This is a genomic window from uncultured Olsenella sp., assembly GCF_959602185.1.
GTDB classification, from domain to species: domain Bacteria; phylum Actinomycetota; class Coriobacteriia; order Coriobacteriales; family Atopobiaceae; genus Olsenella_I; species Olsenella_I phocaeensis.
Window position 1 is genome coordinate 48,451 of record NZ_CAUGRZ010000001.1, and the last position, 22,514, is coordinate 70,964.

Annotated in this window: 19 protein-coding genes and 3 tRNA genes; 20 read left to right on the plus strand and 2 right to left on the minus strand. The window is 69.8% G+C overall.

What is annotated here, in order from left to right; genetic code table 11:
* The first annotated feature begins 6 nt into the window (after positions 1-6).
* From rpe to Q5923_RS00260, 10 genes are all read left to right on the plus strand, one after another.
* Positions 7-687 carry a ribulose-phosphate 3-epimerase gene (gene rpe / locus Q5923_RS00215; RefSeq protein ID WP_303131334.1) on the plus strand — a complete coding sequence of 227 codons (681 nt, stop codon included), beginning with the start codon at positions 7-9 and terminating at the stop codon, positions 685-687.
* Positions 687-1,862, plus strand: coding sequence for a cysteine desulfurase family protein (locus Q5923_RS00220; RefSeq protein ID WP_303131336.1), 1,176 nt, complete (start codon positions 687-689; stop codon positions 1,860-1,862). The genes rpe and Q5923_RS00220 overlap by 1 nt, the downstream gene beginning before the upstream one ends.
* Positions 1,863-1,940: 78 nt before the next feature.
* Entirely contained in the window at positions 1,941-2,672 is a 732-nt protein-coding gene (locus Q5923_RS00225; protein ID WP_009279345.1) for a zinc ribbon domain-containing protein, read from the plus strand.
* A complete protein-coding gene (coaBC, locus tag Q5923_RS00230; RefSeq protein WP_303131339.1) occupies positions 2,659-3,864 on the plus strand; it encodes a bifunctional phosphopantothenoylcysteine decarboxylase/phosphopantothenate--cysteine ligase CoaBC in 1,206 nt (401 codons plus the stop codon). Before Q5923_RS00225 ends, coaBC begins: the two co-directional genes overlap by 14 nt.
* Positions 3,865-3,873: 9 nt before the next feature.
* Positions 3,874-5,694, plus strand: coding sequence for an ABC-F family ATP-binding cassette domain-containing protein (locus Q5923_RS00235; protein ID WP_303131340.1), 1,821 nt, complete (start codon positions 3,874-3,876; stop codon positions 5,692-5,694).
* 24 nt (positions 5,695-5,718) lie between these two features.
* A complete protein-coding gene (locus Q5923_RS00240) occupies positions 5,719-7,455 on the plus strand; it encodes an ABC transporter ATP-binding protein (RefSeq protein ID WP_303131341.1) in 1,737 nt (578 codons plus the stop codon).
* Positions 7,455-9,299 carry an ABC transporter ATP-binding protein gene (locus Q5923_RS00245; RefSeq protein ID WP_072499951.1) on the plus strand — a complete coding sequence of 615 codons (1,845 nt, stop codon included), beginning with the start codon at positions 7,455-7,457 and terminating at the stop codon, positions 9,297-9,299. Before Q5923_RS00240 ends, Q5923_RS00245 begins: the two co-directional genes overlap by 1 nt.
* 151 nt (positions 9,300-9,450) lie before the next feature.
* Entirely contained in the window at positions 9,451-10,929 is a 1,479-nt protein-coding gene (locus Q5923_RS00250) for an NAD(P)/FAD-dependent oxidoreductase (RefSeq protein ID WP_072499950.1), read from the plus strand.
* Complete coding sequence (locus tag Q5923_RS00255) at positions 10,922-12,208, plus strand: NAD(P)/FAD-dependent oxidoreductase (RefSeq protein WP_072499949.1); 1,287 nt, start codon at positions 10,922-10,924, stop codon at positions 12,206-12,208. The genes Q5923_RS00250 and Q5923_RS00255 overlap by 8 nt, the downstream gene beginning before the upstream one ends.
* Positions 12,209-12,212: 4 nt before the next feature.
* A complete protein-coding gene (locus tag Q5923_RS00260) occupies positions 12,213-12,572 on the plus strand; it encodes a DUF1667 domain-containing protein (RefSeq protein ID WP_072499948.1) in 360 nt (119 codons plus the stop codon).
* A gap of 23 nt (positions 12,573-12,595) precedes the next feature.
* Here Q5923_RS00260 and Q5923_RS00265 read toward each other — a convergent pair whose 3' ends face one another.
* A complete protein-coding gene (locus tag Q5923_RS00265) occupies positions 12,596-12,913 on the minus strand; it encodes an MGMT family protein (protein ID WP_072499947.1) in 318 nt (105 codons plus the stop codon).
* A 144-nt stretch (positions 12,914-13,057) separates the two neighbouring features.
* On the opposite strand from Q5923_RS00265, the gene Q5923_RS00270 reads away from it, so the two are divergent.
* The 4 genes from Q5923_RS00270 (at position 13,058) to Q5923_RS00285 (ending at position 15,929) form a co-directional block, all read left to right on the plus strand.
* The gene (locus Q5923_RS00270) at positions 13,058-13,222 is read left to right on the plus strand and encodes a hypothetical protein (protein WP_159430798.1); all 165 of its coding nucleotides are present in this window, start codon (positions 13,058-13,060) and stop codon (positions 13,220-13,222) included.
* A gap of 262 nt (positions 13,223-13,484) precedes the next feature.
* The gene (locus tag Q5923_RS00275; RefSeq protein WP_072499946.1) at positions 13,485-14,306 is read left to right on the plus strand and encodes a DNA/RNA non-specific endonuclease; all 822 of its coding nucleotides are present in this window, start codon (positions 13,485-13,487) and stop codon (positions 14,304-14,306) included.
* Between the two features lie 268 nt (positions 14,307-14,574).
* On the plus strand, positions 14,575-15,087 hold the full coding sequence (locus Q5923_RS00280) for an abortive phage infection protein (protein WP_072500468.1): 513 nt from the start codon (positions 14,575-14,577) through the stop codon (positions 15,085-15,087).
* Positions 15,084-15,929, plus strand: a complete 846-nt coding sequence (locus tag Q5923_RS00285) for a nucleotidyl transferase AbiEii/AbiGii toxin family protein (protein ID WP_072499945.1) — start codon at positions 15,084-15,086, stop codon at positions 15,927-15,929. The genes Q5923_RS00280 and Q5923_RS00285 overlap by 4 nt, the downstream gene beginning before the upstream one ends.
* Positions 15,930-16,119: 190 nt before the next feature.
* Here the strand turns inward: Q5923_RS00285 and Q5923_RS00290 are convergent.
* Positions 16,120-16,196 (minus strand) — tRNA-Pro (locus Q5923_RS00290).
* Between the two features lie 278 nt (positions 16,197-16,474).
* On the opposite strand from Q5923_RS00290, the gene Q5923_RS00295 reads away from it, so the two are divergent.
* From Q5923_RS00295 to Q5923_RS00320, 6 genes are all read left to right on the plus strand, one after another.
* Positions 16,475-16,549 (plus strand) — tRNA-Val (locus Q5923_RS00295).
* A 42-nt stretch (positions 16,550-16,591) separates the two neighbouring features.
* Positions 16,592-16,667: transfer RNA gene (locus tag Q5923_RS00300), tRNA-Ile, on the plus strand.
* A 336-nt stretch (positions 16,668-17,003) separates the two neighbouring features.
* Complete coding sequence (gene priA / locus Q5923_RS00305; RefSeq protein ID WP_303131352.1) at positions 17,004-19,313, plus strand: primosomal protein N'; 2,310 nt, start codon at positions 17,004-17,006, stop codon at positions 19,311-19,313.
* Between the two features lie 110 nt (positions 19,314-19,423).
* Complete coding sequence (gene def / locus Q5923_RS00310; RefSeq protein WP_303131354.1) at positions 19,424-19,969, plus strand: peptide deformylase; 546 nt, start codon at positions 19,424-19,426, stop codon at positions 19,967-19,969.
* Between the two features lie 18 nt (positions 19,970-19,987).
* The gene (fmt, locus tag Q5923_RS00315; protein WP_303131356.1) at positions 19,988-20,902 is read left to right on the plus strand and encodes a methionyl-tRNA formyltransferase; all 915 of its coding nucleotides are present in this window, start codon (positions 19,988-19,990) and stop codon (positions 20,900-20,902) included.
* Between the two features lie 2 nt (positions 20,903-20,904).
* Complete coding sequence (locus Q5923_RS00320; protein WP_303131357.1) at positions 20,905-22,383, plus strand: transcription antitermination factor NusB; 1,479 nt, start codon at positions 20,905-20,907, stop codon at positions 22,381-22,383.
* Positions 22,384-22,514: the final 131 nt, after the last annotated feature.

Genomic DNA, 22,514 nt, shown 5'->3' on the forward strand with positions numbered 1-22,514 from the left:
GTGCTGATGCTTGACCATGACGTGAGGGTGGCGCCGTCGCTGCTCTCGGCAGACTTCACCAGGCTTGCGGACGAGCTCGACGACATAGCCACGGCGGACCTCCTCCACTTCGACGTCATGGACGGTCACTTCGTGCCCAACCTCTCGTTTGGCGTGGGGGTCCTCTCGCAGGTCAAGCGTGCCACGGGCCTTCCCGTCGACGTGCACCTCATGGTCTCGAACCCCGAGGAGTGCGTTCCCTGGTACCTCGACGCCGGCGCCGACGTGGTGAGCTTCCACTGGGAGGCCCAGACGCACGCCCGGAGGCTCGTCTCGCTCATCCACGAGGCGGGGGCCAAGGCGGCCGTGGCGCTCAACCCCGCGACCCCCGTGTCCTGCCTCGAGGAGCTCGTCGACGAGCTCGACATGGTGCTGGTCATGACGGTCAACCCCGGCTTCGGGGGCCAGGGCTTCATCGAGGGCTCCCTCGCCAAGCTCCGCCGCCTCAAGGCCCTCTGCTCCGCCCATGGCGTGAGCCCCAGGGTCGAGGTCGACGGGGGCATCTCGGCCGGGAACGCCGCCGCCGTGGCGGCGGCGGGAGCCGACGTGCTCGTGGCGGGAAGCGCCGTCTTCGGCGCGCAGGACCGCGCCCAGGCCATCCGGTCCATCAGGGACGCGGCCCTAGGCGGACTCGCGAGGCGCGCCTGATGCCGTCCGATGCCCCCCTCTACCTCGACTACGCCGCCTCGGCCCCGCTCTGCGACGCGGCGCGCGAGGCCGAGCTCGACTACGAGTCCTCCCGCATCGCGGGGGCGAACCCCAACTCCCTGCACAGCCTGGGCCGCGAGGCCGCCCGCGCCCTCGACGGCGCCCGTCGCGACCTCGCCCGCTGCCTGGGCGGCGGCTTCAGGCCCATGGACGTCACCTTCACCTCGGGCGGCACCGAGTCCAACAACCTCGCCCTCCTCGGCATGGCCGAGGCGGCACGCGAGAGGGACCGCAGGCGAACCAGGGTCCTGGTCTCCGCCATCGAGCACGACTCGGTCCTGGACGTCCTGCCCCCGCTGAGGGGCCGCGGCTTCGAGGTCGGGCTCGTGAGTCCCGACCGCCATGGCGTCGTCACCCCCGAGGCGGTGGGCGAGCTCCTGGGCCCGGACGTGGCCCTCGTCTCGGTCATGTGCGCCAACAACGAGACGGGCGTGGTGCAGCCCGTGGCCGCCATCGCGCGGAGGGCGCACGCGGCCGGCGCCCTCATGCACACGGACGCCGTCCAGGCCTTCGCCAGGATCCCGCTCGAGCTCGGGGACGTGGACGCGGTCTCCCTCGCCGCCCACAAGATCGGCGGCCCGGTGGGCGTGGGGGCGCTCGCCCTGCGCAGCCGCTGCCCGCTCAGGCCGCAGTCCTTCGGAGGCGGCCAGGAGCAGGGGAGGCGCGCGGGCACGCAGGACGTGCGCGGCGCGCTCGCCTTCGCCGCCGCCGCCCGCTCCTGCTCGGACGGGCTCTCCGAGCGCCGTCGCCTCGTCGCCTCCCGCGCCCAGGGCCTCTACGACCGCCTCTGCGCCCCCGGAACCGGCATCGAGGCGAGCGTCTCCCCCCAGATGGACGAGGGGCGTCTGCCCGGCATGGTCTCGCTGCTGGTGCCGGGCGTCGACTCCGAGACCCTGGTCCTCTCGCTCGACGAGGCGGGGTTCGAGGTCTCGGCCGGGTCTGCCTGCTCGTCGGGATCGCTGGACCCGAGCCACGTGCTCTCGGCCATGCGGATACCCCGCGAGCTCGCCCTCTGCTCCCTGCGCGTGTCCTTCGACGAGCGCGTAGGGGAGGACGACCTGTCGCGCTTCGCGGACGCCCTGCTCGCCCTCGTGCGCAAGAAGGCCGGGGCGTAGCGGACCGCCTCGCGCGACAGCAAGCCCGCCGGCACGAACCACCTGCGACCAAGCACCATGCCCCCAAGGAGGCGGCACATGAAGGAATCCCAGGCACTGCTCAGGCTCCAGGAGATCGACCTCCAGCTCCTCAGGCTCAAGCGCCAGCTCTCGGCCATGCCCCAGCAGAAGAAGCTCCAGGCCATCGCCCAGGCCAAGCGCAAGCTCCAGGGCGAGCTCGCCAGCATAGTGGGCCAGCGCAAGGACAGCGAGATGGACGTCGAGGACTCGGAGGCCGCGCACGACAAGTTCGTCGTCCTCATGGACGAGGTCAAGGCCCAGGCGGCGGAGCGCCAGGCGGACTACCGCCAGCTCACCGACCTCGAGGCGCAGCTCACCTCCCTTGCCAAGAGGCTCGAGAAGATCGAGTTCACGCATGGCGAGAAGGTCGAGCTCCGCGACCGCCTGCGCAAGGCGGAACGCAACGCCCGTGGCGTCATGGCGCGCCTGGACGAGGAGGCGGCCTCCCAGCAGGAGGCCTTCGAGCGGGCGTCCGCGGACCTCATGGCCGAGGTGCGCAAGCTCGCGGCCGAGCGCAAGTCCGTCGTCGCAGACCTCTCGGGCGAGGTGCTCGCGCGCTACGAGGCCGCCTCGAGGCGCTTCGGGGGCCTCGCCGTGGAGAGGCTCGCGGGCAACCTCCCCTCGGTCTGCCGCGTCAAGCTCCAGCCCAGCCAGTTCTCGGACCTCAGGCGCGCAGGCGCAGAGGTGACCGAATGCCCCTACTGCCACCGCATGCTGGTGTTCGAGGGGGCCTTCGATGAGGTCGAGTAGGGTCCTTCTCGCCGTGTGCGGCGGGATTGCCGCGTACAAGGCGGTCGAGCTCATGCGGGGCCTCCAGAAGGCGGGCTGCGACGTGCGCGTCGTCATGAGCGAGGACGCGACGCGCTTCGTGGGCCCCACGACCTTCGAGGCCCTCTCGGGACATCCCGTCACGACGAACCTCTACGGCTCAGGAGAGGGTCCGATCCCCCACGTCGAGCTCGCCGACCTCGCCGAGCTCGCGGTGGTGGTCCCCGCCACGGCCAACGTGATGGCCAAGATGGCCGCGGGGATGGCGGACGACGCGCTCTCCACCACGCTCCTCGCGTTGGGCTGCCCCGTGCTGGTCGCCCCTGCCATGAACCTGCGCATGTGGCAGGCCCCGGCCACCCAGGCCAACCTCGCCACCCTGCGCTCGCGCGGGGTGCGCTTCGTCATGCCCGACTCCGGCAGGCTCGCCTGCGGCGCCGTGGGCACGGGCAAGCTCGCGCCCGTCGGGCAGGTCCTCGCGGCCGCCCTCGACCTCCTGGGCGGGGAGGCGCGTGACCTCGAGGGCCTTTCCCTCGTGGTCACGGCGGGGCCCACGCACGAGGCCATCGACCCGGTGCGCTACATCGCCAACGCATCGAGCGGGAAGATGGGCTTCGCCCTCGCGCGCGAGGCGGCGAGGAGGGGCGCCTCCGTCACGCTGGTGGCAGGGCCCGTCTCGCTCCCCACGCCCGAGGGGGTGAGGCGCGTGGACGTGGTTTCCGCCGCCCAGATGCACGATGCCGCCCTCGCTGCCTTCGACGGTGCGGACGTGGCGGTGTGCGCCGCCGCCGTGGCGGACTACGCCCCTGCCGAGCCCGCGGACCACAAGCTCAAGAAGGCAAGGGAGCCGCTCGACTCCATCCGCCTGGTGCGCACGGCGGACGTCCTGGCCGAGCTCTGCGCCCGCAAGGGACGACGCGTCGTGGTGGGCTTCGCCGCCGAGACCGACGAGCTCGTCCCCAACGCCCGCGCGAAGCTCCGCGCCAAGGGAGCCGACCTCATCGTGGCCAACGACGTCTCGCGCGCGGACTCGACCTTCGGCTCCGAGACGGACGCCGTGACGCTGGTCGACGCCTCCGGCGAGCTCGAGCTTCCCTGCCTGCCCAAGGACGAGGTGGCGCGCCGCGTCATGGACCGCGTGCGCGAGCTTGCCCTTCCCCGGGACCAGGGCTAGGGGGCGCGCATGGGAATCCTCATCGGGCTCGAGCGCGTCGACATGGAGTGGCCCAACAAGCGCGTGCTCGAGGGCCAGACCATCGGCATAGACGAGGGCGACCGCATAGGCATCGTGGGCAGGAACGGAGACGGCAAGTCAACCTTGCTCGAGCTCATCGCACGCGAGGTGGAGCCAAACGCCGGCGCCGTCACCTGGAGGAACGGCATCAGCGTGGGCGTCCTGGGCCAGTCGGACGCTCTCACGGACGACGAGACGGTCGAGCATGCCGTGGTGGGGGAGCAGCCCGAGTACGTCTGGGCCTCCGACCCCCGCGTGCGCGGCGTCATCGACGAGCTCCTGGGGGACATCGACTGGCACGCCCGCGTGGGCGAGCTCTCGGGCGGGCAGCGTCGCCGCTGCGACCTTGCGCGCGTGCTCGTGGGGCGCTGGGACGTCCTCCTCATGGACGAGCCGACCAACCACCTGGACATGCAGGCGATTGGCTGGCTGGCCGACCACCTCAAGGGGCGCTGGCCCCAGGGGCAGGGGGCGCTCCTCCTGGTGACGCACGACCGCTGGTTCCTCGACGAGGTCTGCGACCACATGTGGGAGGTCCACGACGGCGCCATCGACCCCTTCGAGGGCGGCTACTCGGCCTACGTGCAGCAGCGCTTCGAGCGCCAGAGGCAGGCGGCCGTCATGGAGGAGAGGCGCCAGAACGTCCTGCGCAAGGAGCTCAACTGGCTCGCCCACGGCGCCAAGGCGCGCTCGAGCAAGCCCAAGTTCCGCATCGACGCGGCCATGGAGCTCCTCGCCGGCGACCCGCCCCTGCGCGACACCGTGGAGCTCAGGCGCATGGCGGTGAGCCGTCTGGGCAAGCAGGTCATAGAGATGAGGGGAGCGTCCTTCTCGTATCCCGGCTCGGACGCCCCCGTCGTCTCGGGCGTCGACTGGATCGTGGGACCGGGAGACCGCTTTGGCATCCTGGGAGAGAACGGCGCCGGGAAGTCGACGCTCCTCTCGCTCATGACGGGCAGGCTCCGTCCCAGCTCGGGGAGCGTGAGGATCGGTGCCTCAGTGCGCTTCGGCATCCTCTCGCAGAACCTCGGGAGACTCTCCGAGAGGGACGGCTGGCGGGTCCAGGAGCTCCTCTCGAGCTACAAGAGCTACTACGTGGTGGACGGCAGGCAGCAGAGCCCCGAGCAGCTGCTCGAGCGCCTGGGCTTCGACCGTCGCGAGTTCGCGAGCTTCGTGGGCGAGCTCTCGGGTGGCCAGCGCCGCCGCCTCGCCATCATGTGCGTCCTCATGGAGGAGCCCAACGTCCTCGTCCTGGACGAGCCCGGCAACGACCTCGACACCGACATGCTGGCCGTGCTCGAGGACCTTCTGGACGGGTGGCCCGGCACGCTCCTGCTCGTGAGCCACGACCGCTACCTCATGGAGCGCGTGACCGACGACCAGTTCGCCCTCCTTGACGGACGGGTCCGCCACGTGCCCGGCGGCGTGGACGAGTACCTGAGGCTCCTCGGCGAGCATGAGCCCGCCGACGACGGCGCACGGGCCCGCGTGGCGACGGCGCCCCCACCCGCTCCCGCCGAGGAGGGGGGAGAGGCGCGCCTCTCCAACGCCGAGCGTCGCGAGCTCAAGAAGCGCTACGATGCCGTGAGCCGCCGACTCGAGCGGCTCGAGGGGGAGCCGGAGCGCCTCGAGGCCGCGATGGCGCAGGTCGACGCCTCGAACTACGAGGCTCTCATGGAGGCGCAGGCGGCGGTGGACGCCGCGCGCGCCGAGCAGTCCTCGCTGGAGGACGAGTGGCTCGAGCTCGGCGAGAGGCTGGGCATCGGGTAGGAGGCAGCGGGAGGGAGGTTCCACGTGCTGGAACTCCTCAGGAGGTATCTGGGGCCGTACCGCGGCAAGGCGGCCTTCGGGATGTTCGCCAAGATCATCGAGGTGGCCTTTGAGCTCCTCGTGCCGGTCATCGTGGCGTCGATGGTGGACGTGGGCGTCGCGGGCCACGACGTGGGCGCAATCGCGCTCAGGGGGGCGCTCCTCATAGGCCTCGCCCTCGTGGGCTTCTGCTTCACGGCGGTCTGCCAGAAGATGGCGGCGCTGGTTTCGCAGGGCATGGGTACGGACCTGCGCGAGGCGAGCTTCGCCAAGGCCGTCGAGCTCTCGGCCGTCGACGTGGACAGGATCGGGCCTGCGTCGCTGGTCACGCGCATCACGAGCGACGTCAACCAGGTCCAGCTCGCCGTCGCGCTGGGGATTCGCCAGCTCATCCGCTGGCCCTTCCTGGGCGTGGGCTCGATCGTGGCCGCCCTGCTCATCGACTGGAGGCTGGGCCTGGTCTTCCTGGTCTGCACCCCGGTCATCGCCCTGGTGTTCTGGCTCGTGCTCTCGCATTGCGTGCCCTACTTCCGCAGCATGCAGGAGAAGCTCGACCACATCTCGCTCCTGGTGAGGGAGGCGCTGGGCGGCGCCCGCGTGGTGCGCGCCTTCCGTCGCGAGGAACACGAGCGCGAGCGCTTCCGCGAGGCGGCTGCCTCGCAGGCTGCGGACGCCATCGCCTCGGGCAGGCTCTCGTCGCTCCTCAACCCCACGACGCTCCTGGTCATGGACCTGGGCGTGGTGGTCATCCTCTGGCTCGGCGGCGTGCGCGTCGACTCCGGTGCCCTCACCCAGGGCAAGGTCATCGCCTTCGTCAACTACATGACCCAGACACTCCTCTCCATCGTCTACATCGCCAACCTCGTGGTGGTCTTCACCCGCGGAGCCGCCTCGGCCCAGAGGCTCGTCGAGGTGCTCGACTGCGAGCCCAGCGTGCGAGACGACGCAGTGGACCCCATCGAGCCCCGGGAGGGCGCCCCTGCCCTCGAGCTCGACGGGGTCTCGTTCGCCTATCCGGGCGTTGCCGTGCCCGCCCTCGACGGCGTGACCCTCTCGCTCGCACGCGGGGGCAGCCTCGGCGTCATCGGCGGCACGGGCTCCGGCAAGTCCACGCTTGCCTCCCTCATCCCCAGGCTGTACGACGCGAGCGCCGGGAGCGTGAGGGTGCTGGGGCGAGACGTGCGCGCCTACCCCGCGGTGCAGCTGCGCTCGCACGTTGGCCTCGTCCCACAGAAGGCCTCGCTCGTCTCGGGCACGGTACGCTCCAACCTCCTCTGGAGGAAGGACGACGCGAGCGACGACGAGCTCTGGGCCGCCCTCGCCACCGCTCAGGCCGAGGACTTCGTCCGTGCGAAGGAGGGCGGGCTCGACGCCGTCGTCGAGGCGGGCGGGAAGAACTTCTCGGGCGGCCAGCTCCAGAGGCTGACCATCGCCCGCGCCCTGGTGGGCGCCCCCGCCCTCGTGGTCCTGGACGACTCCGCGTCCGCCCTCGACCTCGCCACGGACGCGCGCCTGCGCTCCGCCCTCGCCCGCGACCTCTCCGGCAGCGCCCGAGTCATCGTGTCCCAGCGCGTCGCCAGCGTGCGCGGCTGCGACCAGATCCTCGTGCTCGACCACGGGCGCCCTGCCGGCCTGGGCACGCACCGCGAGCTCGTGGGGGGCTGCCCCCTCTACAAGGAGATCTGCCTCTCGCAGCTTTCCGAGAAGGAGGTGCTCGACTGATGGCCAACCCATACCAGGCCGGTGGCTCCGGCGCGAACCTGGTCTCGTCCGTCCGTGGCGGGGGCGCGTCCCTCTCGCCCGAGGGCGCGGAGGCGGCCTCCCTTCCCATGAGAACCGTCCTGCGCAGGCTCGGGCGCTACGTGGCGCCCCACGCCGCGTCACTCGTCCTCTCGTTCGTGGCGTCCCTCTGCTCGGTGGCGCTTCAGCTCTACGTGCCCATCCTCATCGGCCGCGCCATCGACGCGATGGCCTACGGCGCGGGCGTCGCGGCACTCGTCCCCGTGCTGAGGTCGCTCGCCCTGGTCGTGGTCGTCGCCGCGTCCTGTCAGTGGCTCTCGGGCTACTTCGTGAGCCGCCTCGCCTTCGAGACCGTGCGTGACCTGCGCGACGACGCCTACGACCACCTCTCGGACCTTCCGCTCGCCACCATCGACGCGCACCCCCACGGAGACCTCCTCGCCCGCGTGGTGGCGGATGCCGACGCGGTGGGCGACGGGCTCCTGCAGGGGCTCAACCAGCTCATGGGCGGCGTCGTCACCATCGCGGGGACCATTGCCTTCATGTGCTCCATCTCGGTTCCCGTGGCTCTGGTCGTGGTCCTTCTCACCCCCGTCCTCGCGCTCGTCGCCTCGCTCATCGCGCGCCGCTCGTCCTCGAGCTTTGCCTCGCAGCAGGGCATCCAGGGCGAGCTGGGCGGGTACGTGGAGGAGGTCATGGGCAACCAGCGCCTGTTCACGGCCTTCGCCCGCACGGGCAGCGCCCGCGAGCGCTTCGCGGGCATCAACGCCAGGCTCTATGACTCGGGGGAAAGGGCCCAGTTCGTCAGCTCGCTCACCAACCCGGCGACACGCGTGGTCAACAACTCGATCTATGCCATCGTCGCAGTCGTGGGCTGCCTCTGCGTCGTCGGGGCCGGCCCCAGCCTGCTCACCGTGGGGCAGGTGCAGAGCTTCCTCTCGTATGCCAACCAGTACATGAAGCCCTTCAACGAGGTGTCAGCCGTCGTCGGCCAGGTCCAGGGCGCCTTCGCCTCCGCGCGCCGGCTCATCGAGCTCATGGACAGCGAGCCTCAGACCCAGGACACGCCCGGCGCGGTCGAGCTGGTCGATCCCAAGGGCGCGCTCGAGCTCGAGGACCTGCACTTCTCGTACGAGCCCGGTCACGAGATCATCCGTGGCTTCAGCCTCTCCGTCCCGGCAGGCGGGCGCTTCGCGCTCGTGGGGCCGACGGGCTGCGGCAAGACCACCCTCATCAGCCTCCTCCTGCGCTTCTTCGACCTCGACTCCGGTCGCATCCTGGTCGACGGACAGGACGTCTCGGGACTCAGCGCCAGCAGCCTGCGCGCTGCCTTCGGCATGGTGCTGCAGGAGACCTGGCTCTTCGAGGGGAGCGTGCGGGACAACATCGCCTACGGCCGGCCCGACGCCACGGACGCCGAGGTGGAGGAGGCCGCCCGCAGGGCCCACGCCCACAAGTTCGTCATGCAGCTTCCCCAGGGATACGACACCCCGGTGGGGGAGGGCGGCGGCAGCCTCTCGCAGGGGCAGCGCCAGCTCCTCTGCATCGCCCGCGTCATGCTAGCCGATCCCCCGGTGCTCCTGCTGGACGAGGCGACGAGCTCCATCGACACCCGCACCGAGCTGCAGGTGCAGGACGCCTTCGATCGCATGATGGTGGGACGCACCTCGCTGGTCGTGGCGCACCGCCTCTCCACCGTCCGCAACGCCGACTGCATCGTGGTCATGGACGCGGGCAAGATCGTGGAGATGGGCACCCACGACGAGCTCCTCGCCCGCGGCGGATTCTACGCCCGCCTCTACCAGAGCCAGTTCGCGCTCTCGTAGGCCTGCGCCCAGCTGCGGACGCGACGGGAGGGGACCCTCTCGCCTGGGGCCGTCCCTCCCACGGCCGCTACCGCTGGCGGCACGCCGCCTCCCCCGCATGCCACCAGCGACATAAGATGTCAACGCATGTGCCGCGTCAGGAGGGGGAAGCATGGAGAAGCGCTGGTATGACGTCGCCGTGGTCGGCGCGGGGGTGAGCGGTTGCGCCACGGCCCGGGAGCTCTCGCGCTACGATGCGAGCGTGCTGGTCCTGGAGGCGCTGGACGACGTGTGCTGCGGCACCTCCAAGGCCAACTCCGCCATCGTGCACGCGGGCTTCGACGCCGCCGAGGGCACGCTCATGGCGCGCCTCAACGTCGAAGGCAACGCGATGTTTCCCCAGCTCTCGCGCGACCTCGACTTCCCCTTCGAGCAGGTCGGGTCTCTGGTGGTCTGCCTGGACGAGGGGGCACGGCCCGACCTCGAGGCGCTCCTCGACCGAGGTGCCGCGAACGGCGTCCCGGGACTGCGGATAGTCGAGCGTGACGAGCTGCGCCAGATGGAGCCCAACGTCTCTGACGAGGCGGTCTGCGCGCTCTGGGCCCCGACGGGCGGCATCTGCGACCCCTGGGGCCTCTGCTGCGCGCTGGCGGAGAACGCCGCCGCGAACGGCGTCGAGTTCCGCTTCGACGCCAGGGTCGCCGCCATCGACCGCGACGAGGAGGGGCTCTGGCGCCTGCGGCTCGAGGATGGCGGGGAGGTCGTTACGCGCACGGTGGTCAACGCCGCGGGCGTGCACGCCGACGAGCTGCACAACATGGTCTCGCCACGGCGCATGACCATCGTGGCGCGCCGCGGCGAGTACGAGCTCCTGGACACCACGGCAGGCGCGCACGTGCACCACACCGTGTTCGCCCTTCCCACCAAGATGGGCAAGGGCGTGCTCGTCACCCCCACCACCCACGGCAACCTCCTGGTGGGGCCTACCGCCGACGACATCGACGACAAGGACGACACGTCCACGACCCCCAGGGGAATGCGCTCGGTGGTCGAGAAGAGCGCCCTCACGGTGAAAGACGTCCCCTTCCGCGAGACCATCACCTCCTTCTCGGGCCTGAGGGCGCACCGTCCCGAGCACGAGTTCGCCATCGGGGAGGTTCATGGCGCCCCCGGCTTCGTCGACTGCGCGGGCATAGAGAGCCCGGGCCTCACGGCGAGCCCCGCCATCGGCGTCATGGTCGCCGGCATCGTCCGGGACATCCTGGGCCTCGAGCCCAAGGAGGGCTTCGTGGCGACGCGCAGGGGCTTCGTCGACCTGGACAAGGTCTCGCCGGACGAGTGGAACGCCCTCGTCGAGGGGGATTCCAGCTACGGGACCATAGTCTGCCGCTGCAGGAGGGTGAGCGAGGGGCAGATCCGCGACGCCTGCCGCCGCGTTCCGGGCGCGCGCTCCGTCGACGGGGTCAAGCGTCGCGTGACGGCCACGATGGGCCGCTGCCAGGGCGGCTTCTGCTCGCCCCGCGTCATGCAGATCATCTGCGAGGAGGTCGAGGGGATGGACATGCTGCACGTGAGCAAGTCCGGTCCCGGCTCGGAGTACGTAGTGGGGCTCGCGAAGCAGCCCGTCGAGGGAGGCGAGGCTCGTGGCTAGCGCGGAGCGCCATGACGTGGTGGTGATCGGAGGTGGCTCCGCCGGCCTCGCCGCGGCGGTCGCGGCGCACGACGCGGGAGCGGGGGACGTCCTCGTGCTCGAGCGCGAGGGGCAGCTCGGCGGCATCCTCAACCAGTGCATCCACAACGGCTTCGGCCTCCACACCTTCAAGGAGGAGCTCACTGGGCCCGAGTACGCGGCGCGCTACGTGGCGCAGGCGACCGAGCGCAAGATTACCCACCTGCTCAGGACCACCGTCCTGGACGTCTCGGCCGACAGGGTGGTGACGGCCGTCAACGCCGAGCGTGGCGTCTTCCGCATCGAGGCCGGCGCCGTCGTGCTCGCCATGGGCTGCCGCGAGAGGCCGCGCGGCGCGCTCGGCATCGCGGGGACGCGCCCTGCCGGCGTCTACACCGCCGGCTGCGCCCAGAGGCTCGTCAACATCGACGGCTACCTGCCCGGGCGCGAGGTCGTGGTGCTGGGCTCGGGCGACATCGGGCTCATCATGGCGCGCCGCCTCACCCTCGAGGGGGCGCACGTCGCCTGCGTGGCGGAGCTCATGCCCTACTCGGGAGGCCTCAAGCGCAACATCGTGCAGTGCCTGGACGACTTCGGGATCCCCCTCTACCTCTCGCACACCGTCGTGGGCGTCGAGGGAAGGGGACGCGTCAAGGCGGTGACCATAGCTCGGGTGGACGAGGCCCTTCGTCCCATCCCAGGGACCGAGAGGCGCTATGAGTGCGACACCCTGCTCCTCTCGGTTGGGCTCCTGCCCGAGAACGAGCTCAGCCGCCAGGCGGGGGTCGAGCTGAGCCCCGTGACCCGCGGGCCTGTGGTGGACGAGTCCCTCCAGACCAGCGTCCCGGGCATCTTCGCCTGCGGCAACGTCCTGCACGTCCACGACCTCGTGGACTACGTGAGCGAGGAGGCTGCCGTCGCGGGGAGGTCCGCCGCGGCGTGGGCTCTGGGAGGGGGACGGGCGGCTGCCTCAGATGCCATGCCGACCGAGCACGAGCTCGTCTGCGGGGAGGGTGTCCGCTACACCGTCCCCGCGCACCTCTCGCCCCAGAGGATGGGGGAGAGGCTCACCTTGCGCTTCCGCGTGTCCGGCGTGTACCAGGACTGCCACCTGAGCGTCTATGCCGGCGAGCGGCGCATCGTGCACCGGCGCAAGCAGGTCGTCGCCCCCGGCGAGATGCAGGAGGTCGTGCTGCGGCGCGACCAACTCCAGGGGCTGCACGGGGGAGAGAAGATCCGTGTCCTGCTCGAGGAGGCATAGGTCCATGGAGACCAGGGAACTTACCTGCATACGTTGCCCGAGGGGCTGCCAGGTTGAGGTGACGCTCGACGGCGACGAGGTCGTGGGGGTCAGGGGCAACGCCTGCCCCCGCGGTGACGAGTACGCGCGCAAGGAGGTCTGCGACCCCACCCGCGTCGTGACCACGACGGTGCCCGTGGAGGGGTCGGCAGTCGCCGCGGTGGTCTCGGTCAAGACGGCGGGCGACGTTCCCAAGGCGCGGGTGTTGGACGTCGTGCGCGCCCTCGCGGACGTGAGGCTCACGTCCCCCGTCCGCATCGGGGACGTGGTGCTGGCAGACGTCTGCGGCACGGGCGTGGACGTCGTGGCCACCAAGGACGTGTAGGCGGCGGGCGGCGGGAGCTCCCGTCACGCCTCCCAGCGGAAATGCGCGAGGTCGACCCTCCCGTCGGGGAGGAAGCCCACGCCCTCTCCCTCGAGGAGGTCCCTCTGCGCGTCCGGACCCCCGAAGGCGAAGCCCGGCGCGAGCCTGCCGTCCGCGAACACGACGCGGTGGCAGGGCACGCCTCCGGCCATACCGGGGCTCTGGTGCATGGCAAAGCCCACGTAGCGAGCGCGACGCGGCTCGCCCGTCATCGCCGCGACCTGGCCGTAGGTGGCCACGCGCCCGCGCGGCACCTGTCGCACCACGTCATAGACGCGCCCGAAGAAGCCCTTGTCCGCCATGTCCGTCCCCCTGCCTCGCGCTGGAGCCGCCATCGTGCCCGTCGTCCCGGCGGTGGAGTCCGCATGGTGTTGGAAAAGCGACAGACATCGCGCGCGCCGGGAAATAGCATGCGTCCCAGTATCGTCTATCGAAGGGAGGGGCGCATGTACAACGTGGCGCTCGTGGAGGCCCAGAGCCTCAAGGACTATCTGAACGGCAAGCTCCAGAACGGCGATGCCGGCTTCGTGGGAGACCCCTTCGCGGGGGAGTTCGTCTCCTTCGTCATCAACCCCCACTCCGGCGAGTACACCGTCGTCTCCAAGGCGTAGCTCCCGCACGGCCCCTTGCCAGCGGCCGCATGCGGCGCCTCGGGCCCGCTGCCATCCCTGCGGTGGCGGCGGGCCCCTTGCGTCGGGGAGCGTCGTCCGTGGAGCATCGTCTTCCGTGCAGACTGCCGGCAGTCTGCACGGAAGGTCGGGGCAGTCTGGCGTCAGTCTGCGGCGAGCCCATTTTGGAACGTGGTCCCTCGTGCCCCTCATGTCGCGGCCCGTCCCCTAGCCTCTTCCCAAGGAGGACGAAGGGAGGGGCGTCTTGGGAGCGCGCGTCAGGAGGGGGAGGAGAAGGGCGAGGGCCCTGAGGCTGCGTGGCGGGGCGGTCTGTCTCGCCTGCGTGCTTGCGTCGTTCTGGCTGGGGAGGTCCCTCTCGCCCGGCGGGGTCCTTTCCGGCGTCGATGCAGTCGCTCTGTTTCGGGCGATCGTCCCTGGCTACGGGTTGAGGCGCCCGCACGCGAGGGTGCGGAGCGAGTGGGACGAACGGGCGAGTCCCGACTACTATCGCGTGGTCGGTCTCGCGCTCGTGGACGTGGAGCTCGCGGACGGGGAGGTCAGCTACGCGGAGCTGGATGACCTCGGGAGGTCCGGGCAAGCTGCCGCGAGGGTGAGTTGGGACATGGTCCGGGAGGGCACCTCTCGTCCAAGGGGGGACATGCAGGCCCTCAGCCCCTCGGGATGGGGGCACAACGAGAAGGTGGACATACCGCTGGCGCGCGGGAAGGCATACCACGGCTACTTCTGGAACCGCTCCCATCTCGTCGCGAAGTCGCTGGGCGGGGCCGAGGTCGTCCAGAACATGGTGTGCGGCACGCGCATGCAGAACGTGGGGTCAAACGACGAGACGGGCGGCATGGCCTTCTGCGAGACGCTCGTGCGCGACTGGCTCGAGGCTCACCAGGAGAGGAGTGTCACCTACGTCGTCACCCCGCTCTACGAGGGCGAGGAGCTCGTTCCCCGCAGCGTGATCGTCGACCTGATGTCCAGTGACGGCTCGCTGGACCTCGAGGTGGAGGTGTACAACGCGGCGCGGGGATACCTGATCGACTACGCCACAGGCGAGTTCGAACGGGTGGGGGAGTAGGGTCCTGGCCCACAAGAGCCTGCGCGGACGCGGTCTCATGGAGGAAGGTAGGTCGTAGGATCGAATTGCTCGGTTATGTCACGCCTGATTGTGGAACACTTTTTTCCTAACGCCTAAAATGGTAAGATGTACCAAATTTATTAATATATTTTGGTATATCTTACCATAGGAGGAAGCTACGAAGAAGGATGAGCTCATATCCCTCATGCAAGGTTGCGCAGGCCGAATCACCACGAAGCAGGCCCGGGAGGCGGGCTTCTCTTCGAGTATGCTCCAGCTGCTCGTCTCGCAGGGGGTCGCGGTGCTCGAGAGTCGTGGGGTGTATGCCCTTACGGAGACGCCGCCGGATGACTTCGCCGTAATCGCGCTGAGGTGGCCGAGGGCGGTGTTTCGCTGCAGCAGCTCGCTCTACCTGCACGGTCTGGTGGACTTCGTCCCCGGTGTGTACGAGGTTGCACTCCCGCGGGGCTACAAGGAGGGACACATAACGGAGGAGTTTCCCAACTGCCTCGTCACGCACGAGAACGAGGCGCTTTACGGCCTTGGGGTGTCCTCCGGGCATTCTCCCACCGGAACTCCGCTCGCCCTCCACGACTGCGAGCGTAGCATCTGCGACCTGGTGCTCTCCCGCAGACGTGATGAGGCCGACGCGCAGCTTCTGGGCCAAGCGATGGGCTCGTACTTCTCCTTGCCAAACAAGGATCTTCCCCGGCTTGCGCGATACGCCAACGCCATGGGCATCTCGCCTGAGCTTCAGACCTACCTGGAGGTGCTCTCGTGACCATCAAGAGCGACGCGAGCCTGCGTGGCAAGGCGAAGGCACTCGCCAAGGAGCATGGACTGTCAGCCCAGGAGCTGATGCAGCGCTACTTCTTCGAGCACTTCCTGATGAGGCTCGAGAGGACTAGGTATCGCGAGCACTTCGTCATAAAGGGTGGTCTTCTGCTTTCTGCCATGTTGGGCGTGGCCCAGCGAACGACCATGGATCTCGATGCAACGGTGCGGGCAATGAAGCTTGACGCGGAGAACCTCTCAATAGCAACAGAGGAAATCTGCGCTGAAGATCTGGACGACGATGTGACCTGCAAGCTCGAGCGCGTAGAGCCCATTCGCGAGGATGACGACTACGGTGGATTGCGAGCCCACCTCATCGCCTCCTTCGGACGCATGAGGACGCCACTCAAAATAGACGTCACGACGGGTGACGTTATTACCCCGCATGAGGTTGAGTATGAGTTCCCGACTCTTTTCGAGGAGGGCACGATTCATGTGATGTCGTATCCCCTCGAGACGTGCATCGCAGAGAAGTTCGAGTCGATTGTCAAGCGTGGTGCCGCGACGACCCGCGCCCGCGATTTGTACGACCTTGCGACCCTCACGAGACTGTACGAACGGGAAATCAGGTGGGACGTCCTCGCGAACGCACTGCGTCGTACGTCCGAGCACCGAGGGACCTGGCACATGATGAGAGACTACGAGCGCGTGAGTCGCGAAATAGAGAATTCGACAGAGATTGCACGAATTTGGAAGGCATACGTGAGGCTTAACCCCTACGCCGCGGTCGTGACGGCGGAGGACTCAATGCGGTGTGTCCGTGAGATCGGCAGGATTCTGGAGCTGTAGGGACAGATTCGACAGCAAGTGGTGTTCCCCGATGCGCTCATGCATGGCGCATAAATCAGTGGACGCTCGCCGATTCGAAAATAGGTGAAAAGGGGCAGCAGATTTTGGCGCACGCCCGACGTAGAGCCACATTCCCCTTGGTACATACAAAAACAGGTCAAAGGCTTTTGACCTCTGACCTGCTATTTTCTGGTCGGGTGGACTGGATTCGAACCAGCGACCCCTTGACCCCCAGTCAAGTGCGCTACCAAGCTGCGCCACCACCCGCTATGTCTGCCACGCGGTGACCCGCGCAGCGCTTGTGCATAGTAGCACTATCCCGCGAAGCAGTTCAAGCGAGAATTTCGAATCTCCTCTCGCCTGCGGACCGATGCGGGAAGGGGTGCCTAGATTCCCAGCAGCTCCCGCTTCTTGAGGTCGAACTCCTCCTCCTTGTGCCCATCCATTGCGGTCGCAGACGCGCTGCCCGTTTGGGGAGGGGACGGACTCTGACAAATTTTTTGCTGACATCCGTCGGGGCATCTGATAAGATGCTAACGCGCTAAGGGCGATTGGCTCAGGGGTAGAGCACTTCCTTCACACGGAAGGGGTCGCTGGTTCGAATCCAGCATCGCCCACCACGAGAAACGTGGCGGCGGCTTCGGTCGCCGCCTTTTTCATAGGGGCCCATGGCGCAACGGTTAGCGCAGGGGACTCATAATCCCTGGGTTGCAGGTTCGAATCCTGCTGGGCCCACCACAAGAGCAGCAGGCCAGCGACGCATTTGCCGTTGGCCTGCTTTTTCGACCCTCCGCCTGCCCATGGATGACGCCAGCATCTCTCGCGAAGACAGCATTCTGTGCAGAATGCTGTCGATTTTGGCGTTTGGCCTGTTGAGGGGCGAGAAAGACAGCAAATCTCACAGAATGCTGTCTTCGGCGCCGCCTTCCGCGCTGTCACCGTGCTGTCTTCAGCGCCACCCTTCGCGCCCGCCGCCAGGCCCCCGCCCCCATCCGCGTTGCGGCTACAATCGACTTCCAACGCAGGCCTCGCCTGCAAGGCAACAACGACACGGCAACGGGAGGGAGGGGCGACATGCCATACGCCTACGCCTCGGTCGCGCTGGACATCCCCACGCGCGCGATAGACGGCTGCTACAGCTACGTCATCCCTCCCGAGCTCTCGACGTCCTGCGCGGTGGGCGCCACCGTCCTCGTGCCCTTCTCACATCGCGACGTGGTGGGTTACGTCATGTCGGTGTCGGACGAGCCTCCCGCGGGCGTCGCCGCGCACAAGCTCCTCGGCGTCGCGCGCGTGCTGGCAGACTCCGCCTTCGACGAGGTCTCGGCCCGACTTGCCGCCTGGATGGCACACGAGTACGGCTGCACCCTCTGCGACGCCGTCCGTCCCTTCCTCGCCCCCGGCCAGACGGTCCGCGTGCGTCGCAGGGGCTCGGACGACCCCTGGGAGCTCGTATGCGAGAAGAGCGGGCCCGTCGACGAGCGCTGGGCGTCCCTCACCCCCAAGGCCGAGGGCTGGCGCCCTCGCGCCAACGCCTCGCGCCAGCGCCAGGTCATGGAGGCCCTCGCCTCCGGTCCGCTTCGTCTGGCGGAGCTCTCGGCCACGATGCCGGGGAGCGTCGCCGCGGCGCAGGCCCTCGCCCGCCATGGCGTCGTCCAGATAGAGGAGAGGCGCCGCGTGCGCGGGACGACGGGAACCACGCTCTCGAGCGCCGTCGCCCGCCGGCCCGAGCGCCTGACCCAGGGCCAGCGGGACGCCCTCGCAGAGATTGCCCGTGCCACCGAGGCCGGCGCCGGCGACGTCGTCCTGGTGGACGGCGTGACGGGTTCCGGCAAGACCGAGGTCTACCTCGCCGCCATCGAGCGCTGCGTGGGGCAGGGGAGGGGCGCCATCGTCCTCGTGCCCGAGATCTCGCTTACCGCCCAGACCGTGGGCCGCTTCCGCTCGCGCTTCGGCGATGACGTCGCGATCCTGCACTCGAGGCTCTCTGCCGGGGAGCGCTTCGACCAATGGGACCTGGTGCGCCAGGGCAGCGTGCACGTCGTGGTGGGCGCCCGTTCCGCGCTCTTCGCGCCCGTGTCGGACCTGGGGCTCGTGATCATCGACGAGGAGCACGAGCTGTCCTACAAGCAGGAGTCGGCCCCCCGCTACCATGCCCGCGAGGTCGCGGCCCGCCTCGCCCGCCTGCGCGGCTGCCCGCTCGTCCTGGGGTCGGCCACCCCCTCGCTCGAGAGCCTCCTGCGCTGCCGCCAGGGCTCGCACGCCGGGGTGTCGTGGACGCGCGTCCCGATGCCGGAGCGTCCGGGCTCGGCTGTGCTTCCCCGCGTCCGCGTGGTGGACATGACGCAGCAGTTCGCCGGGGGCAACAAGTCGATCTTCTCGGCACCCCTGAGGGACGCCCTGGAGGGCGTGGTCCAGCGAGGGGAGAAGGCCGTCCTCCTCCTCAACCGCCGAGGCTTCGCCAACTTCCTCATGTGCCGCGACTGCGGCTGCGTGCCCGAGTGCCCGCACTGCTCCACCTCGCTCACCTACCACGAGCGCACGCACTCGCTGATGTGCCACAGCTGCGGCAGGAGCTGGCCGGTCGTCGCCTGGCCCAACCCGGCCACGACCTGCCCCAACTGCGGCAGCCGCTACCTGGCGGCCTTCGGGGTGGGCACCCAGCGCGTCGAGGACGAGCTCTCGCTGCTCCTGGGCGGGCGGGTCCAGGTGATTCGCATGGACGCGGACACCACGCGCGGGAAGGGGGACCACCAGCGGCTGCTCGAGGAGTTCGACGCCGCGGAGTGCGCGGTGCTCGTGGGCACCCAGATGATCGCGAAGGGGCTGGACTTCCCCGAGGTCACGCTGGTCGGCGTCATCAACGCGGACACCACGCTCAAGCTGCCCGACTTCCGTGCGGGCGAGCGTACCTACGACCTGCTCGAGCAGGTGAGCGGGCGCGCCGGCAGGGGGAAGGTCCCGGGGGAGGTCATCATCCAGACCTACTGGGCGAGCCATCCCGCCATCCGGGCCGTGGCGGACCACGACAGGTCCCTCTTCCTCGAGCCCGAGCTCAGGGACCGCGAGGAGGGCAACTACCCGCCCTACTCGCGGCTGGCCAACGTCGTCGTCTGGGGGAGAAGCGCCCCCGCCGTGACGGGGGCGATTGCCTCCCTGGCCCACGCCGTCCGCCAGAGGGTGGAGGGGAGGCGGGGATGGGAGGTGCTGGGTCCCACCGACTGCCTCAAGGCCCACGTGAAGGACCGCATCCGCCGGCACCTGCTCGTGAAGGCCCCCCTGGGCTCCGAGCCAGGGGAGCTCCTGCAGTCCTGCGTGCGGGGGCTGGACGTCCCCCGCGGCGTGAGCGTCGCCATCGACGTGGACGCGTACGACCTGATGTAGGGTCCCTGGCCCATGCGACGGCGGTTTGGGAGGCATGTCGCTGGGGTAGTAACATAGCCTGGACAAAGCGTGGCGCCCCCGGCGCCCCCCACATAGCAAGGAGCCATGCAATGAGTGCACTGGAAGACATCGTCCGCGCCCCCGACGGGCGGCTCAAGACAGAGTGCGCGCCCATCGAGGCCATCGACGAGCGCATCAAGAGGCTCGCGCGCCGCATGCTGGACGACATGTACGCCGCCGACGGCTGCGGCCTGGCGGCCCCTCAGCTCGGCGAGCTCGTCCAGATGGTCGTCATAGACGTCGACTACTCCGGCCCCAGCGGCAAGAACCCCTACGTGCTCATCAACCCCAAGATCGTCGTCGCCGACGGCGAGGAGCGCGAGACGGGCGAGGGCTGCCTGTCGTTCCCCGGCATCACGGTTCCCGTCAGGCGACCCAGCCACGTGGTGGTCCAGGCCCTCAACCTGGACGGGGACCTCATGCAGTACGAAGCCCGCGACAACCTCATGGCCGTCTGCCTCCAGCACGAGATCGACCACATCCACGGCGTGACCATGGTCGACCACCTGAGCGCCGGCCAGCGCATCGCCGCCATGAGGGCCTATCAGGAGGCCACGGCCGCGGGCGCCCGTCCCGGCGACGTCTCCGTAGACTAGTCGGAAGGGGAGCCGCAGATGCGCCTGGCATTCATGGGCACGCCAGACTTCGCCGTGCCCTCCCTCAGGAAGCTCGCCGCCGTCCATGAGGTCGCGCTCGTCGTGACGCGGCCCGATGCCGTGCGCGGCCGCGGGAGGGCCCTCGTGCCCTCCGCGGTGAAGTCGGCGGCCCTCGAGCTCGGGCTCGAGGTGGCCGAGGCGAGGCGCGTGACGCTGGAGCTCCTCGATCGCCTGCGCGACCTCGACCTGGACGCCGTGGCCGTCGCGGCCTTCGGCTGCATCCTGCCCGACGAGCTCCTGGGCATCGCGCGAATGGGCTGCGTCAACGTGCACGGCTCGCTCCTGCCCCGCTGGCGCGGCGCCGCGCCCATCCAGAGGGCGGTGCTCGAGGGCGACGAGCGCGCGGGCATATCCATCATGCGCATTGTCCACGAGCTCGATGCCGGCGCCTACTGCAGGCAGGCGTCGGTCGAGGTGGGCGAGAAGCCCTGCGCGACGGTCATGTCCGAGCTTGCCGAGCTGGGGGCAGACGAGCTGCTCCTGGCCCTCGCGCAGATGGAGGACGGGACGGCCCGCTGGGTCGACCAGGACGAGTCGCAGGTGAGCTATGCCCGCAAGATCGACAAGCGAGAGATGCTCCTCGACCCTGCGGACGGCCGTCTGGCAAACCGCAGGCGCGTCCAGGCGTCCCTCGACGCCGCGCCGGCCCGCATGGCGCTCCAGGGCAAGGGGGTCCGCGTGCTCGACGCGCGCGTCTCTGGCGAGGCGCTATCCCAGGGCGGCGTGCTGGTCCGCAAGGGACGCGTGTTCCTGGGCTGCTCCGACGGGGCCATCGAGCTCCTGCGGGTCAAGCCCGACGGCAAGCGCGAGATGGACGTCTCTGCCTGGGCGGCGGGACTCCAGAAGAGGGACCTTGGCTGGGAGCGCGCATAGGCATGGCGAGGGCGACCGCCGCCAGGAGGGCGGCCCTGCGCCTGCTGGGCGAATGCCGGCGTCGCTCTGCCCGCGCACGCGACCTCATGAGGGCCTCGGAGGGGCTTGACGCCCTCGAGCCCCGCGACCGGTTTCTCGCCACCCGCCTGGTGCTGGGCGTGACACGCTGCTCCGGCGGCCTTGACGGGGTCATCGACGGGCATCTCCGTCGTGGCATGAGGCTCGAGCCCCGGCTGCGTGACGCCCTGAGAGTCGCTGCCTTCGAGCTCCTCTTCCTCTCCGCCCCCGCGCAGGCGGCCGTGAGCCAGGGGGTCGAGCTGGCCCGCGAGGCGAGCCCCCGCGCCGCCGGCCTCGCCAATGCCGTCCTGCGCCGCATCGCGGAGGAGGACCGGCCCCGCCTGGCCGAGGCGCGCGACCGCCTCCACGCGGCCGCGGCCCCCGGAGGACGGCCTGTCGACGAGGGCTCCACCCCCGATTCCCTGGCAGGCGACATCTCGCTCGGTTGCTGCCTTCCCGGCTGGCTCTCCCGCGAGCTCGTCTCCTCCCTCGGCGCCTCCCGCGCCGCCGCCGTCGCGCTCGGCTCCCTCGAGCCCTCCACGCCCTGCGTGGCTGGCAACCTCGTAGTGCAGGGCGAGGGCCCCTCTCGCCTGGCCCTCGAGGCGGCAGGACTCGCCCCGGAGCCGCTCCCGTGGCCGGCCGCCTTCAGGCTCGGCCGCCCGTCAGCCCTCGCTGGCTCCGGTCTGGTGCGCACGTCCGACGTCCTTCCCGCCGACCTCGCGGCGCAGGTCGTCGCCTGGCTCGCCTGCCCCCGGGGAGGAAGGCTCCTCGAGGTCGGCCAGGGCAGGGGCACCAAGAGCCTGCTCCTGCAGTCCGCCGCCAGGGCGCTCGACGTGGGCCTTCGCATGGCCTGCGTGGAGAGCGACCCGCACAAGAGCGCCTCGTCCGCACGACGCCTGGGGTCCGTGGGGCTTGCCGGGCGTGCGAGCTGCCACGCCCTGGACGGCAGGACCCTCTCGGGAGCCGACGAGTCGCTTCCCGAAGGGCTCAGGGGAGAGTTCCGCCTTGCCTTCCTGGATGCCCCCTGCTCGGGCAGCGGCACCCTGCGCCGCCATCCCGAGGTCGCCTGGTCGCTGGGGGAGGAGGCGGCCCTGCGCGAGCTCCCGAAGCTCCAGCTCGAACTCCTTGGGGCCGTGGCCCGTCGCGTCGAGGTCGGGGGATGTCTGGTCTATTCGACCTGCTCGGAGCTGAGACAGGAGGATGAGGACGTCGTCGCGGCGTTTCTCGCCTCGGACGTCGGGCGAGAATTCAGCCTCGCTGGTCCGCTGGACGCACCCGCCACGGGCGTCCTCGCCCCCGAGCAGCTCGCCCTGGCGCGCTCCATGCTCACCCCCGAGGGCTTCCTGAGGACCTCGCGCGCGAACCGGCTCGGCTCCCCGCTCTGTGACGGTCACTTCATGGCGCGCCTGTGCAGGTTGGGATAGCGGCTTCGGTTGACGGACGCACGAGAGGAGGCCCGTCCGGACAGCTGCCAGACGGGCCTCCTCCCCGCTCTTGCTATGGTGACGCGGCCGCTACTCCGATTTTCCGTGGGAGTCGGGTGGCGACCAGGCGC

Coding starts and splice junctions, on each gene's coding strand:
- rpe (WP_303131334.1), top strand. CDS start 7: ATGCTTGACCATGACGTGAGGGTGGCGCCGTCGCTGCTCTCGGCAGAC.
- Q5923_RS00270 (WP_159430798.1), top strand. CDS start 13,058: ATGTACAACGTGGCGCTCGTGGAGGCCCAGAGCCTCAAGGACTATCTG.
- def (WP_303131354.1), top strand. CDS start 19,424: ATGAGTGCACTGGAAGACATCGTCCGCGCCCCCGACGGGCGGCTCAAG.
- Q5923_RS00320 (WP_303131357.1), top strand. CDS start 20,905: ATGGCGAGGGCGACCGCCGCCAGGAGGGCGGCCCTGCGCCTGCTGGGC.
- Q5923_RS00225 (WP_009279345.1), top strand. CDS start 1,941: ATGAAGGAATCCCAGGCACTGCTCAGGCTCCAGGAGATCGACCTCCAG.
- Q5923_RS00220 (WP_303131336.1), top strand. CDS start 687: ATGCCGTCCGATGCCCCCCTCTACCTCGACTACGCCGCCTCGGCCCCG.
- Q5923_RS00235 (WP_303131340.1), top strand. CDS start 3,874: ATGGGAATCCTCATCGGGCTCGAGCGCGTCGACATGGAGTGGCCCAAC.
- Q5923_RS00245 (WP_072499951.1), top strand. CDS start 7,455: ATGGCCAACCCATACCAGGCCGGTGGCTCCGGCGCGAACCTGGTCTCG.
- fmt (WP_303131356.1), top strand. CDS start 19,988: ATGCGCCTGGCATTCATGGGCACGCCAGACTTCGCCGTGCCCTCCCTC.
- Q5923_RS00280 (WP_072500468.1), top strand. CDS start 14,575: ATGCTCCAGCTGCTCGTCTCGCAGGGGGTCGCGGTGCTCGAGAGTCGT.
- coaBC (WP_303131339.1), top strand. CDS start 2,659: ATGAGGTCGAGTAGGGTCCTTCTCGCCGTGTGCGGCGGGATTGCCGCG.
- Q5923_RS00260 (WP_072499948.1), top strand. CDS start 12,213: ATGGAGACCAGGGAACTTACCTGCATACGTTGCCCGAGGGGCTGCCAG.
- priA (WP_303131352.1), top strand. CDS start 17,004: ATGCCATACGCCTACGCCTCGGTCGCGCTGGACATCCCCACGCGCGCG.
- Q5923_RS00250 (WP_072499950.1), top strand. CDS start 9,451: ATGGAGAAGCGCTGGTATGACGTCGCCGTGGTCGGCGCGGGGGTGAGC.
- Q5923_RS00265 (WP_072499947.1), bottom strand. CDS start 12,913: ATGGCGGACAAGGGCTTCTTCGGGCGCGTCTATGACGTGGTGCGACAG.